13 protein-coding genes are annotated in these 16,116 nt (G+C 38.8%); 12 read left to right on the top strand and 1 reads right to left on the bottom strand.

Annotated features, from left to right (window positions below; genetic code table 11):
* Positions 1-9: 9 nt before the first annotated feature.
* From F959_RS11545 to F959_RS11535, 3 genes are all read left to right on the top strand, one after another.
* Positions 10-741: a D-Ala-D-Ala carboxypeptidase family metallohydrolase gene (locus F959_RS11545; protein ID WP_004880357.1), complete on the top strand. Its 732-nt coding sequence runs from the start codon at positions 10-12 to the stop codon at positions 739-741.
* A gap of 104 nt (positions 742-845) precedes the next feature.
* Entirely contained in the window at positions 846-2,069 is a 1,224-nt protein-coding gene (gene zigA, locus F959_RS11540; RefSeq protein WP_004880355.1) for a zinc metallochaperone GTPase ZigA, read from the top strand.
* Positions 2,070-2,457: 388 nt separating this feature from the next.
* Positions 2,458-4,923 (top strand): acyl-CoA dehydrogenase, encoded by a 2,466-nt coding sequence (locus F959_RS11535; protein ID WP_004880352.1) that lies wholly within the window; start codon positions 2,458-2,460, stop codon positions 4,921-4,923.
* Between the two features lie 50 nt (positions 4,924-4,973).
* On the opposite strand, the gene F959_RS11530 is transcribed toward F959_RS11535, so the two are convergent.
* Positions 4,974-6,272, bottom strand: coding sequence for a sigma-54 interaction domain-containing protein (locus F959_RS11530; protein WP_004880349.1), 1,299 nt, complete (start codon positions 6,270-6,272; stop codon positions 4,974-4,976).
* A 192-nt stretch (positions 6,273-6,464) separates the two neighbouring features.
* Between F959_RS11530 and F959_RS11525 the strand changes: the two genes are divergently transcribed.
* The 9 genes from F959_RS11525 to F959_RS11485 all read left to right on the top strand — a co-directional run bounded on the left by F959_RS11525 (position 6,465) and on the right by F959_RS11485 (position 16,089).
* Positions 6,465-7,151: an MBL fold metallo-hydrolase gene (locus tag F959_RS11525; RefSeq protein ID WP_004880348.1), complete on the top strand. Its 687-nt coding sequence runs from the start codon at positions 6,465-6,467 to the stop codon at positions 7,149-7,151.
* Positions 7,152-7,163: 12 nt separating this feature from the next.
* Positions 7,164-8,819, top strand: coding sequence for a bifunctional protein tyrosine phosphatase family protein/NAD(P)/FAD-dependent oxidoreductase (locus F959_RS11520; protein ID WP_004880342.1), 1,656 nt, complete (start codon positions 7,164-7,166; stop codon positions 8,817-8,819).
* A 106-nt stretch (positions 8,820-8,925) separates the two neighbouring features.
* Positions 8,926-9,735, top strand: coding sequence for a sulfite exporter TauE/SafE family protein (locus F959_RS11515; protein ID WP_004880341.1), 810 nt, complete (start codon positions 8,926-8,928; stop codon positions 9,733-9,735).
* A 217-nt stretch (positions 9,736-9,952) separates the two neighbouring features.
* Complete coding sequence (locus tag F959_RS11510) at positions 9,953-10,942, top strand: acyl-CoA desaturase (RefSeq protein WP_004880338.1); 990 nt, start codon at positions 9,953-9,955, stop codon at positions 10,940-10,942.
* Positions 10,939-12,228, top strand: coding sequence for an NAD(P)/FAD-dependent oxidoreductase (locus F959_RS11505; RefSeq protein ID WP_004880337.1), 1,290 nt, complete (start codon positions 10,939-10,941; stop codon positions 12,226-12,228). The genes F959_RS11510 and F959_RS11505 overlap by 4 nt, the downstream gene beginning before the upstream one ends.
* Entirely contained in the window at positions 12,228-13,043 is an 816-nt protein-coding gene (locus F959_RS11500) for a DUF1365 domain-containing protein (protein ID WP_004880334.1), read from the top strand. Before F959_RS11505 ends, F959_RS11500 begins: the two co-directional genes overlap by 1 nt.
* On the top strand, positions 13,018-14,217 hold the full coding sequence (locus tag F959_RS11495) for an SAM-dependent methyltransferase (protein ID WP_004880333.1): 1,200 nt from the start codon (positions 13,018-13,020) through the stop codon (positions 14,215-14,217). The genes F959_RS11500 and F959_RS11495 overlap by 26 nt, the downstream gene beginning before the upstream one ends.
* Positions 14,218-14,251: 34 nt before the next feature.
* The gene (locus F959_RS11490; RefSeq protein WP_004880331.1) at positions 14,252-15,031 is read left to right on the top strand and encodes a DUF1295 domain-containing protein; all 780 of its coding nucleotides are present in this window, start codon (positions 14,252-14,254) and stop codon (positions 15,029-15,031) included.
* Between the two features lie 8 nt (positions 15,032-15,039).
* A complete protein-coding gene (locus F959_RS11485) occupies positions 15,040-16,089 on the top strand; it encodes an SAM-dependent methyltransferase (RefSeq protein ID WP_004880329.1) in 1,050 nt (349 codons plus the stop codon).
* The last annotated feature ends 27 nt before the right edge of the window (positions 16,090-16,116 follow it).

Here is a 16,116-nt window from a genome sequence, read left to right as displayed (position 1 = left end):
CGAGTAAAAATGAATAGAGCTTGTATTTTTGGACTGAGTTTGTGTTTATCCGCTTGTCATCAAGCGAGTGTTTATTCGACACAAAAAACGCGTACAAGTCAGCAGTTGCAGCGATCAGACATTCAACAACAAAGGATTTATAAAACTCAAAAAGCTATTTCACCAAGTTATTTAATTTGGAGAAATGCGCCTTTACATCAACAGCAAATCTATAAATATAAGCATTTCTTAAAAAGCCAAGGGTTGAATTTATATATTCCTGATGCCGAATTTTTTCAGACAGCGAGGGATTGGCAAAAATGTAACTATCCAGAATATGAGGTTCCGCCACAGGAACTTTGGAACAACATCATTCCAACGTTAAATATTCTTCATCAGTTGGTTGATCGAAAGATCGTGACTGATTTTTCAGTCACTTCGGTGTATCGAAGTTATGCATTAAATCAATGTGCTGGCGGAGCAGGTTCATCAAAGCATGTGTTCAATGCTGCATTGGATTTTCGTATTGGTGCTGAAAATCCAGATATTGCAGAGCAACAGTCTATTCAAGAAACAAAAGCAAAGTTATGCCAGTTTTGGCTTGATCATGGTGAAGCGCTAAGCATGGGCTTAGGCGTGTATGAGTCAGGCCAAATTCATATTGATAGTGCAGGTTATCGGACGTGGGGTGTAGATCATCGCTACACCTCATCGCCTTGCATGAAAGACTCTTTAAATCATCAGCATCAATCGCCAGCTTAAAACGGTGTATGGCTCAGCAATCAATATGAGTCAATTTAATGATGCTGGTGGATGCATTGATTTACCAAAACGAAATCTAATCCCGTTAAAAAGTGAGAAAGCCAATGAATCATTCTTTAGCCGCTCCCGAAAAACTACCAGTAACAGTGCTTTCTGGTTTTTTAGGTGCAGGTAAAACGACTTTATTGAACCATATTTTGAATAATCGTGAAGGTAGAAAAATTGCGGTAATCGTCAATGATATGTCTGATGTCAATATTGATGCTGCATTGGTCAGAGATGGAGGAGCAGAGCTATCCCGAACAGATGAAAAGCTGGTAGAAATGAGCAATGGCTGTATTTGCTGTACTTTAAGAGAGGATCTTTTGATTGAAGTACGCCGTTTAGCGCAAGATCATCGCTTTGATCAACTGGTGATTGAGTCTACAGGGATTTCAGAACCATTGCCTGTTGCTGAAACATTTACATTTGAAGATGAAAATGGTGTTTCACTCAATGAGTTCGCGCGCTTGGATACTATGGTGACAGTGGTAGATGCCTTTAACTTTTTAAAAGACTATAGCTCAATCGATAGTTTACAAATGCGTGGCGAGTCATTGGGTGAAGAGGACCAACGAAATGTCGTTGATCTATTGATTGATCAAATCGAATTTTGTGATGTGATTATATTAAATAAAGTTGATCTGATTAATGAAGATGAAAAACAAAAGCTGTTTGGAATACTACATTCATTGAATCCACGGGCAAAAATAGAAGTCTCCGAGTTTGGCCAAGTAAATTTAGATCGCGTTTTAAATACTAATTTATTTGATTTTAATGCGGCTGCCCAAGCGCCGGGTTGGCTCAAAGAGCTACGCGGTGAACATACACCTGAAACAGAGGAGTATGGAATCCAAAGCTTTGTGTATCGGGCGAGAAGACCTTTTCATCCGCAGCGTTTTTTTGATTTTATCAACTCAGAATGGAAAGGGGTAATCCGTTCAAAAGGATTTTTCTGGTTAGCATCTGAGCCTGAGTTTGCAGGTTCTTGGTCTCAAGCTGGAGCGATGGCTCGGCATGGTGTCGCAGGTTATTGGTGGGCTGCCGTGCCAGACGAACATTGGCCTGAAGACCCGCAGAGTCGAGAAGCGATTCAGAAAAATTGGAATGATCAGACAGGTGATGCGAGACAAGAAATTGTTTTAATCGGTATGGAAATGGATCAAGAGGATTTGATACGACGATTTGATGCTTGTTTGCTGGATGACAATGAAATGTTGCTGGGCGTAGAAACTTGGCAGAATTTTGAGAATCCATTTCACGGTTGGACAGATATGATTGTGAATTAAGATATTTTTAATACCTAGGCATTTTATTAATTATTGTAGAAACATTCTAAAATCAAAGTTTGGAATGTTTCTGTCCACCATTTTCCGACAAATTAACCTTTTGAGGGATATTCTCGTCAAATCTTTCTGTGATCATTAATTTTAATATATATTAAAATAATTTTACTAAACATCTGTTTTATCTATTAAAAATTGAGTATCTGAATTATAAAATATAGTTTCATCTCGATGGGGTTGTGTAATATTTAGTAGCTAAGTCAAATATTAAAAAAACAAACTGTACAATAAAAATTCACTCTTTTTTCACTTATTCACCTCTAAGTTCAAACGTGTAGTAATTCAAATAAATTAATTTTCCTTAGTTCAAGTTGAAAGCAAAGGAGCAACTATGACTCTATTATTGATATTGCTTAGCTTGTTGATTCAGTTTGTAATGTTGTGGGCTGTATTTTATTTCGAACTCAATCGAACAATTGGTAGTATTGTTTCCATCGTTATCGCTATTTTATGTAGTGTATTGATCACGCCGTGGAGTTTATTAGTCGGGCTGCCGATTATTTTAATGAGTGTGATTTTATTAATCCCCGCGTTGCGTGAAGCACTGATTAGTCGACCTGCGTTTGATGTGTTATCCAAAGCCATGCCGAGCATGAGTAGCACTGAAAGAGAAGCTTTGGATGCGGGTACTAGTTGGTGGGAAAAAGAGTTATTTATGGGGGCACCAGACTGGCACAAGTTTGATGAATATCCCTATCCAAAACTTTCTGAAGAAGAACAATCCTTTTTAGATAATGAAGTACAACAACTGTGTTCAATGCTGGATGAATGGAAAATTCATCATCAAGATAAAGATTTACCGCCAGAAGTTTGGCAATTTATTAAAGACAACGGCTTTTTAGGCTTAATTATTCCAAAGTCATTTGGTGGTAAAGAGTTTACGCCTTTTGCACAAAGTCGCATTATGAGCAAAATTGCATCACGCTCTTTAACTGCTGCTGTGAGTTGTATGGTGCCGAACTCATTAGGGCCAGGTGAGTTGTTATTGCACTATGGAACAACCGAACAAAAGCAACGCTATTTGCCGGGTTTGGCAGATGGAACGGAGATTCCGTGCTTTGGTTTAACCAGCCCAGAAGCGGGTTCGGATGCAGGGGCAATCCCTGATACAGGCGTCGTCTGTTACGGGAACTATCAAGGTCAAGAGGTCCTTGGTTTGAAAATGAATTTCTCGAAACGCTGGATTACGCTTGCGCCTATCGCGACGGTGATTGGTTTGGCATTCAAACTTTATGATCCTGATGGCTTATTGGGTGATAAAAGTAAATATGAATATGGCATTACCTGTGCATTGATTCCATCAAGCCACGAAGGTATCAAAATTGGCGCTCGACATAATCCGGGCGCACCGTTCATGAATGGTACAGTTGAAGGTAATGATGTTTTCATTCCGATTGATTGGATTATTGGTGGACAGGAGAATGCGGGTAAAGGTTGGCGCATGTTGATGGAGTGTCTCGGTGTTGGTCGTGGGATTTCATTACCAGCCTTGGCGACTGCTGCGGGTGAGATGAGTTATCTGCTAGTCGGCGCATTTGCGAGTGTAAGACAGCAGTTCAAAGTATCAGTTGGACATTTTGAAGGTGTACAAGAAGCGACCAGTGATATTGCAAGTGATGCTTATATGTTGGAAGCATTTAGATATTTAGTCACTTGTGGTTTGAATCAAGGTGGTACGCCTGCAGTAATGACAGCAATGGCAAAATACTATGCCACTGAAACCATGAGGAAAGTCATTAATCATGGTATGGATGTCGTCGGAGGACGTGCGATTCAACTTGGCCCACGTAATTTCCTTGCATTAACTTATCAATCGATTCCTGTTGCAATCACTGTTGAGGGTGCAAATATTTTAACGCGCTCATTGATGATTTTTGGTCAGGGTTCAATGCGTTGTCATCCTTATCTATTTGAAGAGTTACAATTACTACAATCTGAAAATAAGCAAGCGGCTTTGAAACAGTTCAATCCTTTATTATTTAAACATCTTGCTTACACTTTTAATCGTGCAGCAAAAGCAGTTGCTTTTGGTTTTACGGGTGGTTCAGATCAAGCGTCGAAACAAGCAGATGATTTTTCTAAACCCTACTATGCCTTGATTAATCGTTTGAGTGCAGACTTTGCCTTAACTGCGGATATGGCACTTGGACTTTTAGCAGGTGATTTAAAGCGTAAAGAGATGCTGTCTGGGCGTTTAGCAGATATTCATGCACATTTATTTATTGCGACTGCAATTTTAAAATTCTATGAGCATGGTCAGCGTACTGATGCTGAAAAGAAACATGCAGAGCTTGCATTAAATAAAGCACTCTACAATGTACAAGAAGCCTTTTATGGTTTCTACGAAAACTTCCCTGTGAAGATTGCAGCATGGTTAGTGAAATTGATTTGTTTCCCATTTGGTCGCCCGATTGATAAGCCATCTGATCAGCTCAAACAAGAAGTTGCACAGTTATTGCTGCGTGAAAATCCGTTTAGAGCAGACTTGAAGAAGCATGTCTATTACACAACCGAAGCAGATGATGTGATGGGGCGTATGGAGTCGACTTTCCAAATGCTGCTTGAAGTGCAACCGTTATGGGATAAGTTCAAAAAAGCCGAATCTAAAGATCAGTTCAAAGGCTTAGTGTTTGAAGAGCGTGTTGCAAATGCCGTCGAGCTTGGATTTATCACTAGCACTGAAGCTGAGCAAATCTTGCAATATAATGTGAAGCGTTATGACAGTATGCTCACCGATATTTTTGATGAGCATCTGGAACATGATTTACCACTTGAGAATCCACATTTGAAAAGTTGATTGAAGTGGAAACTAAAAAGCGAGTCATTTGGTATGGCTCGCTTTTTTATTCATAAATTAAACTTTTTCCGATAGCGCCAAAGTGTAGTACGGCTCATATCCAAGGCTTTAGCCACTTGATTAAGATCATAATCATATTTGATTAACATCTTACGAATCATATCTTTATTGATTTTATCTGAACTATGCATATGTTCGGTTGTGTGTATCATCAAATCAGACGGTATGTGTGGATTATCAATAATCTCATCTGGCAAATCACAAAGCTCAATTTCAGGTTTTTCATTTGCCATCGTAATGGCATAGAGCAGGGTATTTTTTAATTCACGCACATTCCCCGGCCAGTCGTAATCAATCAAGGCATTTAGTGCATCATTTGATAGTGAGGGAGTATGCTGAAAAATGGTTTGCTGCTCGCTTAAAATGAAGTTTGCAATCAGTGGAATATCTTCTTTTCGATCACGTAACGGTGGAACAAAAATGGGAATAACACGCAGGCGATAAAGCAAGTCTTGACGGAAACGGCCAAGTTTGGCTTCTTCTCTTAACGCGCGATGCGTCGCGGTAATAATGCGGACATTGGCTTTAATTGATTTCTCACCACCTAGGGGAGTGAATTCTCCAGTTTCAAGTACACGTAGCAGTTTTGCTTGTAACTCTAAGGGAATTTCAGCAATTTCATCTAAAAAAAGTGTTCCGCCAGCTGCACGCTCAAATACACCTTTATGCTCTCGAATTGCGCCTGTAAAAGCACCTTTGACATGCCCAAATAATTCGCTTTCCAAGATATTCGCGTTCAAAGCAGCACAGTTAATCGCAATAAACACTTTATTCTTTCTTTGGCTATAGTCATGTATGGCCTGAGCAACCAGCTCTTTACCGCTTCCAGATTCACCACGAACCAATACAGGGAATTCAGTGATTGCAACGCGTTGGATAATTGAAAACATACGTTGCATTTCAGGTGATTGGCTATGAAATGTTTCCGATAAACTTTGAATGCTTTGCTTTGGCAGTGTTGTTTCAATCTGTTGCAATAGCTGAACTACGAATAATGTTCCAGTGAAATTTTGATCTGAAACATGAATGTTATATCGATGACAGAACAATTCGCTTGAGCCATTTGCAGATTTAAAATTAAATTTTCCAGTATCTAATGCGTTATTCAATATTTGCTGTTTGCTTAACGCTGAGATCGAAGGATTAAGCCTTGTTGATTTGAACTCATAAATGATAGTCGAATCAGTGTGATCAACGATAAAAAGGGCACAGTCAGTAATGAGCTGCTGCAAATAACCCAAGAAATTTTCCAAATCAACTTGAGTTTTAAAATCAATGAGTTGAGTCATTATGTTTCATTTTATGTTTCACTGTTTGAATTATTGAAACATGAAATGAAAGAAAAGTGAAACGTAGTCTATTCTGAATTTTAAATATTACTTATTAATATATTGTTTTATTTGAATATAATTAAAAATGCAAAGAGTTGGCATCTTGTTTGCAAAATATGAATATAAGCAAGCAGATTGAGATTGATTCTAATGATATTCCATCAATTTTTCGAAAAAGAAAGTTCTACATATACCTATCTCATTGCATCAGAACAAACGCATGAAGCTGTATTAATTGATCCAGTTGCTTCTGAAATTGAGAGCTATGCGGAAAAGTTAAATGAACATAATTTAACATTGGTATATAGCCTCGATACGCATGTACATGCAGATCATGTCACAGCAGCTAATTTATTAAGAGAAAAATTTGGCTGTAAAACAGTTTTGCATCGTCATTCAGGTGTAGCGTGCGGAGATATTTTTATTACAGATCGTAGTGCTATACGTGTTGGTGAAATCTTAATTGAAGCTCGTTATACACCGGGTCACACCAATGCATGTACCAGTTATGTCGTTGATGACATGATATTCACAGGTGATGCACTGTTAATCGATGGTTGTGGTCGCACCGACTTCCAAGAAGGGAGTGCTGAAACTTTATATGACTCTATTCATCAACAGATTTTCACATTGGCTGATGAAACGATTGTGTATCCGGGACATGACTATAAAGGTCGTTTGTCATCGACCGTTGGGCATGAGCGTTTACATAATGCTCGATTAGGGCAAGGTAAATCTAAACAAGATTTTGTACAGTTTATGACGAATCTCGATTTACCTTATCCGAAAAAGATTGATATTGCTTTACCTGCCAATAAAGCCTGTGGACAAGCATAAGGAACAAATGACATGGAATTAAAGCGAGTTAATCAAGAGTTTTTTGTTTCGGATCAAATCAGCCAGCAAGATATTGCTGAAATAGCGGCAAAGGGTATTCGAACAATTATTTGTAATCGTCCTGATGGTGAAGGTGCTGATCAGCCTAATATCATCGAGATCCAAGAAGCTGCAATTCAACATGGGATTCAATTGGAATATTTACCTGTGGTGAGTGGTCGTGTGACTGATGAACAAGCATTTGAATTCAAAGAACTCTATCAAAAGTCACAAAAGCCACTTTTAGCATTCTGTCGATCTGGTACTCGTTCAATTACTTTGTGGGCGTTGTCACAGGTTGCAGAGCAAAGTCTTGATCAAATGTTATTGCAAGCGAAAGCTCTTGGCTATGATTTGCAGGGTTTGGTGCCTCGTATTCTGAAACAGAATCCTAATCAGTTGAATAATATTCCTACATTTTCTGTGGTGATTGTGGGGGGCGGGGCTGCAGGAATTTCGGTTGCATCGAGTTTACTATCAAGACAGCCAAACCTAGATATTGCGATTATTGATCCAGCAGAGATTCATTATTATCAACCGGGCTGGACGATGGTCGGTGGCGGTATTTTCCCACCTGAAAAAACGGTTCGTACTATGGCGAGTTTGATCCCAAAACAGGTGAATTGGATCAAAGCTGCTGTTGCTGCATTTGACCCAGACAATAAACAGGTTTTATTGGAAGGATGTAAGCCAATTAATTATGAAGCTTTGGTTATTTGCCCCGGATTAAAGTTGAATTGGCATGGTATCGAAGGCTTAGTTGAAACACTGGGTAAAAATGGTGTGACTTCGAATTATCGTTATGATCTTGCACCATATACGTGGCAGTTAGTGAGTAGCATGAAGCAAGGTAAAGCGATTTTCACGCAACCGCCGATGCCAATCAAATGTGCTGGCGCACCGCAGAAAGCCATGTATCTGTCAGCAGATCATTGGCAAAAACAAGGTGTACTCCAAAACATCAATATCGACTTTTATAATACAGGTGGTGTGTTATTTGGTGTGCAAGCGTATGTTCCAGCTTTGATGGAATATATCAAACGCTATAACGCAAATTTGCACTTTAATCATCAGTTAATCAAGGTCGATGGTGTTCAAAAGCGTGCTTGGTTTAAGGTGACTGAAGGAGAGAATAGTTCGGTAATTGAAACTGATTTTGATATGTTGCATGTTGTTCCACCACAACAAGCACCTGATTTTATTCGAGCAAGTAATCTTGTCGATGCTGCGGGTTGGGTGAGCGTAGATCAACATACCTTGCAGCATACAAAATATCCTTACATCTTTGCCTTGGGCGATGTGATGAATGCGCCAAATGCTAAAACTGCTGCTGCTGCCCGTAAGCAAGCGCCTATCGTTGCAGTGAATGTGTTGCAGTACTTAAAAGGCAGTAACCAGTTTGCTCAATATGATGGTTATGGTTCGTGTCCACTTACGGTCGAGCGTGGGAAAATCGTACTTGCAGAGTTTGGCTATGGCGGAAAGTTATTACCAAGTTTTCCAAAATGGTTCTTGGATGGGCAAAAACCAACTCGTATGGCATGGCTATTAAAAGAGCAAATTCTCCCACCTATGTATTGGGATGGCATGTTGAAAGGGCACGAGTGGCTGGTTAAACCAAAACTCTAGCCCACTTCTCAAATCTAAACCCCGTTTCTGCGCTAGCTTTCAATCGAGAGCTAGTGAGGGAAACTCATGCTGAAAAAAGCAATCTATCTCTTATAAGAGGTCTTTTATGGATATGTGGTTATTGGTCTTAGAAGGTCTTGCAATCGGATGCTTACTTGGGCTGACGGGAGCTGGTGGCGGAATCTTGGCTGTTCCTGCGCTTATGGCGAGTCAGGGGTGGACGGTTTCACAAGCTGCGCCTGTGGGATTACTGGCTGTTACACTCTCTGCATTTGTTGGAAGTATTCAGGGCTTATTTAAAAAAATCGTAAGATACCGCGCTGCGATTTGGATTGCTCTGATTAGTATTCCTTCGGCACGCTATGGTGTTCATCTTGCCAATATCATTTCTCCAGTTTGGTTAAGTCTCGCATTTAGCTTGGTTATGTTGATCGTCGCTTATCGTATCTTTTTTAACAAAGTAAATGATTTAGAAGACCCGCCATGTAAGGTGAATCATAGTACAGGCAAGCTAATTTGGAATGTGAAAACTGCTTCAGTTTTAGGTTTGATCGGTGTAATAGCTGGCTTGCTCACAGGTCTACTTGGTGTTGGTGGGGGCTTTGTGATCGTACCTGCTCTTAGAAAAGCAACTGATCTAGACATGCGTAGTATAGTTGCGACATCCTTGATGATTATCTTCTTAATCGGCGGTGTTAGTATTTCAATTCATGTACTTGATGGCTTTCAATATCCGCTGATTGTGACTTTAAGTTTTGTGCTGGCATGTATCGTAGGGATGTTAGTAGGCAGAAGATTAATTAGCATGATTGATCTTAAAACGGTACAGAAAATTTTTGCTACGGTTGTGATCAGTGTTGCTGCTTACCTGATGTGGACCAGTCTAGCGACCTTGATTGCAACTCAAATTGCTTAGCTTTTATCGCCAGTAATTGAAAACAAATAAAAAAATAAAGCCTAGCTGACGTGAGTTAGGCTTTACTCATTACTACATTTAAATTTATGTTTATTTTGCATTTTTATATTATGATGAAGCACAAGTGACAGACTTGATCGGTTCAAGCTTCACATAAATTTCATATCATTTTTATTAACATGATAACGATAAAAAAATAATGGGTCAGGAAGAATCAATGTTTAAATTTCTTCTGCGATGGGTAGATAGTTGGTCCTTCAAGCAAACTTTAGAGACAAATGAATCTGACATTTCACATCACGTAAAAGACACTCAAATTCAATGGTTGAGAATCATACCGTTTATTTTATTGCATCTGGCATGTCTTGCTGTGTTTTGGGTTGGAGTTTCTTGGTTTGCTGTCATGTTCATGCTGATGTTCTATTTCATCAGGATGTTTGCAATTACTGCTTTTTTTCATCGTTATCTATCGCACAAAACATTTCAAACCTCTCGACCTTTTCAGTTTTTGTTTATTTTAATTGGAACAATGAGTGCCCAACGAGGGCCTTTGTGGTGGGCTGCGCATCATCGCTATCATCATCGTTTTACGGATACTGAACATGATCCCCATTCATCTCATCATGGCTTTTGGTATAGCCATGTGGGTTGGTTTTTAAATGAACAGAATTTCTCGACACGAAAAGAAGTCATCAAAGATTGGCTCAAGTTTCCTGAAATTGTTTGGCTCGATCGTTTCAGTTTACCTGTGGTATTGTTCACTGCCTTAGCAATCTATTTATTTGGAAATTGGCTGAATGTTGCTTATCCCAATTTAGGAACGTCAGGACCTCAGTTACTAGTTTGGGGATTTGTAATTTCGACAGTGTTACTGATTCACGCGACCTTATGCATCAATTCTTTGGCCCATTTATATGGGCGGCGCGATTTCGAAACCAAAGATAACAGTAGAAATAATCTATTCCTTTCAATTATCACCTTAGGTGAGGGTTGGCATAATAACCATCACTATTATGCAGGGAGTACCCGTCAAGGCTTCTTTTGGTGGCAAATTGATGTTACATATTATCTATTAAAAATAATGTCTTACACAGGTTTGGTCTGGGGAATAAAACCTGTACCACAACGTATTTACACAGAATATCACCAACAACGTGAAAGCATAAAAATCCACACAACTAAAGTTCAAAGTCGGGAGTCTTCATGAAAATTGCAATTGTAGGCTCTGGTATTTCTGGAATGTATGCGGCATGGAAATTGTCTAAACATCATCAAATTACTGTCTTTGAAAAAGAAAATTACTTTGGTGGGCATACTGATACGCATGATTTATGGATTGATCATCAGAAAGTTGCTGTTGATAGTGGTTTCATTGTGTTTAATGAATATAACTATCCTCTATTTACTGAAATGCTAAATCAATTAGGTGTTGAAGCTCAAAATAGTGATATGAGTTTTTCAGTCAATAATTTAGTGACTGGTCTGCAATATAACCCTTCAAAGAAATGGTCATTATTGACCCGACCACAGAATTTTATAAATCCAAATTTTCGAATCATGTTGTCTGATTTGATGCGTTTTTATCAAGAAAACAAAGACATTGATGTGGCTGCTTATGAACCACATTTGACCATTGAAGATTATTTGAATCGTAATGATTATTCACAAGTTTTTAGAGAAGAACATCTTTATCCAATGTGTGGTGCGCTGTGGTCTAGCCCAGTTGAGCAGGTTGGAAAAATTCCTTATAAATTTGTGGTGAGTTTTTTTCAACATCATCGAATGTTGCAGTTAAAAGAACGTCCACAATGGCAAACTGTGAAGGGTGGTTCAGCAAGTTATATTCAAGCCATTCAAGCACAAAGCCCATCCATCCAGTGGAAGCATGGTGCAGTTAAACAAGTCCTTCGAACAGAAGATTCGGTGACGATTGTATCAGCGCAAGAAGAAGAGGAATTTGATTGGGTGATTTTTGCTAGTCATGCCGATGATACTTTGAAACTCATTCATCAGCCGAGTGCGGCAGAGCAAGAGATTCTCGGTTGCTTTGATTATCAAGATAATAAAATGGTGGTGCATTGCGATACTTCGATTATGCCGAAACGTAAATCGCAATGGGCAAGTTGGCATGTGCATGTCACTGCTTTAGATGCTACTAAGAAAAATAGCAATAACGATCAAATTCACTATGGTTTTACCTATTGGATGAATAATTTGCAAAATTTAGCGTGTAAGACACAGATTTTTGCAACACTCAATCCTAATATGCCGATCTCAAGAGGAAAAGTGTACGTAGAACGCCATTATCGTCATCCAGTATTTGATAAAAAAGCGATAGCCGCACAATCAGAGTGGTCTGAAATTAATGGCAGAAATCGTAGCTCTTTTTGTGGTGCTTATTGGGGCTGGGGGTTTCATGAGGATGGAGCGAGAAGTGCTGAACGTGTTGTCGCACAAATCTTAGAGATGGTAGAGCAATTGGAGGTGGCATAATGCATCAACCTTCGCTTGCGATTGCAAAAGCGCATATTCGTCATCGCCGTTTTTTTCCTAAAGCACATGATTTTAAGTCATGTCTGAGCTATTTATATTTTGATCCTGATCAAGTTGAACAACATTTTAAAGAATCTAAACTAAGTTCAACCAAAGCTTGGAATGTTTTAATACTAAATGAGGATGATTTTTTAAAAGGCTACACGGGAAATATGCGGGAAAAAATCAAAAAAATAATTTTGCAGCAAAACGATACGATTTTATCGGCGCAATCTCATATTCGAGTATTGGCATTACCCAGAACCTTAGGTTTTCGCTTTAACTCCGTGGTTTTTTATTTCGTTTTTAATGCTCGTTATGAACCACAATTTATTTTAAGTGAAATCACTAATACGCCGTGGAATGAAACAAAAGTGTATGTGCATGATTGTCAGCAAAAATCTATTGATCATCAGCAATATCAGGGTTTTCAGTTTGATTTTGAAAAGGCATTTCATGTCTCTCCATTTATGCCGATGGATATTCAATATAAATGGAAATTTAATTTTTCAGATCAGCAAAATGTGATTTATATGCAGCTTTATCAGTCTCAAAAGCTGATTTTTGATGCAACGATGCTCTATGAGCTAGAGGACATCACAGTTCCTTCACAACTAAATCGCTATGCTATTCATCATGTCTTTGAACCTTTTAAGATGTTGGCTTCGATTTATATACAAGCTTTTAATCTATGGCGAAAGAAGGTTCCATTTTATCGTCACCCTAAAAAAGATAAGGACTTAGAAGAAAATGATGAAAACGCTTATTTTCGGTGAACAGGATTCATTGCCGTTTGTTTTAAAAAGTCTGATGAAGCTCCGTCATGGCCAAATTCATTTTCGTGGAGAATGGAATGGTTCTGTCGGTGAGGTATCTGATTTAGAAGCAACGATAGATATTCATAATAAAGATCTAATCGAACTGATTTTTAAAAACGGTGTTCTAGGTGCAGCTGAAGGCTATATTCGAGGCTATTGGAGCAGTGAACAGTTGGTCGAGCTGATCCAAATCTTGGCACGCAATCGTCATGTTTTAGACAAAATAAATCAAAACGTTATTTCTCAAGCCAGCCAAATGATTCTTAAAGCTTGGTATAAAACTAGAAAGAATTCATTAACGGGTAGTCGTAAAAATATCGCGGAACACTATGACTTAAGCAATGATTTTTTTAAATTGTTTCTTGATTCTTCGATGATGTACTCCAGTGCAGTCTATAAAAATAAAGATATGACATTGGAACAAGCATCTGATTATAAAAAAGAACTTATTTGTCAGAAACTTCAATTAAAACCGATGGATCATTTGGTAGAAATTGGGAGTGGTTGGGGCGGTTTTGCAATTTATGCAGCTCAACATTATGGCTGTAAAGTGACGACGATTACTATTTCGCAAGCACAATTTGACGAAGCGACTCAGCGTATTGCAGCGGCGGGATTAGGCCATCGCGTTGAAGTTCAGTTAAAAGATTACCGTTTATTAGAAGGTCAGTTTGACAAGCTAGTTTCCATTGAAATGATCGAAGCAGTAGGCGAGCAATATTTATCAACTTACTTCAACAAGTGCCGATCATTGTTAAAACCAAATGGTTTGGGCTTAATTCAAGCCATCACTATCGAAGATGCTCGTTATAAGAAAGCACTTAACACGGTGGACTATATTAAGCGCTATATTTTCCCTGGTAGTTTTATTCCTTGTATTAGCGTGCTCACACAAGCTGCTTCTGAGCAGGGATTACGTTTAAAACATCTTGAAGATATTGGTTTGAGTTATGCAGAAACCATTCATCAATGGCGTGAGCGTTTTTTAGAAGCAAAATCGCAGGTTTTAGCTTTAGGTTTTGATGAGAATTTCATTCGTATGTGGGATTTTTATCTTTGTTATTGCGAAGGTGGCTTCAAAGAAGGCGTGATCAGTGATGTACACCTATTATTTGAAGCAAGCCCTTATTAATTATAGATAAACTTTAGACATCAAGGAGGCAGTTATGATATGGCAATTGTTTTTACTTGATGTGGTGGTGATGTGCTTATGCTGGTTATGGGCAACAAAGAATCATCGTGCTGGCATTGTTGATGTGGCATGGAGTTTTTGTATTGCGCTCAATATTTTCATTACCGCTTTATGGGTTGAGCTAGCACCGATACAAATTAGATTATTTATTGGTATTTTTAGCTCGATTTGGTTTCTGAGATTGAGCTGGCATTTATTGCGTCGTTATTTGGCTGAGGATGAGGAAGATCGTCGCTATGCCAACATGCGCCGAGCGATGGGAAAATATCAGCATTTGGGCTTTTTTACTTTTTTTATGTTCCAAGCAGGTTTAGCTATTTTATTTAGCATTCCGATGTGGAGCTTGTTGAATGTGCCTGAAGCTGCTTGGACTGTCGAAACGAATGATTATGTGATTATCGCTGGCATGATCATGATGATTGCATTTGTTGGTGAAGTGATTGCAGATCAACAGCTATATAGATTTAAGCAAAATCCAAGCAATCATGGCAAAACCATGGATCAAGGATTATGGAGATACTCACGGCATCCAAATTATTTTTTTGAATGGATGCATTGGTTTGCTTATCCGATCTTAGGTTTAGCAGCTGGATTATATAGTTTATGGATTTATCCATTATTGATGTGGTTATTTTTGTACTACATCACAGGTATTCCATTCAGTGAACAACAAGCATTAAAAAATCGTGGAAAAAATTATTCCGATTATCAAAAACGAACTTCTATGTTTATTCCGTGGAAGCCCAAACAGTAGGTACGCTCATGGACTTTATTATTCATAAATCATTAAAACTTGTAGAAAGCGGTTTGGTGCCAGATCAAGCGATTCGTGCAGCCATACGCGCCTTGAGTAAAAAACGCCTCATTCAGGAAGGACGCTATGATCCTGAACAAGGTGCTCAGCGCTATATGGATGTGCTCAACATGCTGAAGCACAGTGAAATTGCCATCGAAACTGACAAAGCCAATGAACAGCACTATGAACTGCCAACGGCTTTTTTTCAGGCTGTTCTAGGAAAGCGACTAAAGTATAGCGCCTGCTTTTTCCCACATGACAAAACATCACTAGATGAAGCTGAGGAGTTTGCACTCAGAATCTATAGTGATCGTGCTCAATTAAATGATGGTCAATCGATTCTAGAGCTTGGTTGTGGCTGGGGTTCATTGACATTATGGATGGCTGAGCAATATCCCAACGCAAAAATAACCGCAGTGTCTAATTCAGCTACGCAACGTCAGCACATTTTGGCGCAAGCTGAAAAACGTGGTTTGAATAATATTGATGTGTTGACCTGTGACGTGAATGTACTGGAGTTACAGGAAAATTCTTTCGATCGGGTCGTTTCGGTTGAAATGTTTGAGCATGTCAGAAACTATCAACGGCTATTTGCCAAAATACAATCTTGGTTAAAAGCAGATGGCTTATTATGGTGTCATATTTTTTGCCATCGCTTCCTACATTATCCATTTGAAATAAAAAGTGAATATGACTGGATGTCACGCTATTTCTTTACAGGTGGATTAATGCCTGCGACGTCAACTTTTTTGCATTTTCAGGAGCATTTAGAGCTTGAACGGCATTGGCAGTGGTCAGGCACACATTATGAAAAAACAGCGAATGCTTGGTTGGAAAATATGGATCGAAACAGTGAGCAATTAAAACCATTGTTTGAACAAGTCTATGGCCAAGATGCTGAAGCATGGTGGCAACGTTGGCGTATTTTCTTTATGGCTTGTGCTGAATTGTTTGGTTTTGAACAAGGACAAGAGTGGGTCGTTGGACACTTCCTGTTCAAAAAGAAAACAGTATAATTAAAAATAGATTCTATTGAACGGTCA

It is taken from the genome of Acinetobacter venetianus RAG-1 = CIP 110063, assembly GCF_000368585.1.
In the GTDB taxonomy this organism is placed as follows: Bacteria; Pseudomonadota; Gammaproteobacteria; order Pseudomonadales; family Moraxellaceae; genus Acinetobacter; species Acinetobacter venetianus.
The sequence above is the reverse complement of the archived record's forward strand: the minus strand, read 5'-3'. Positions and strand labels throughout refer to the sequence as shown.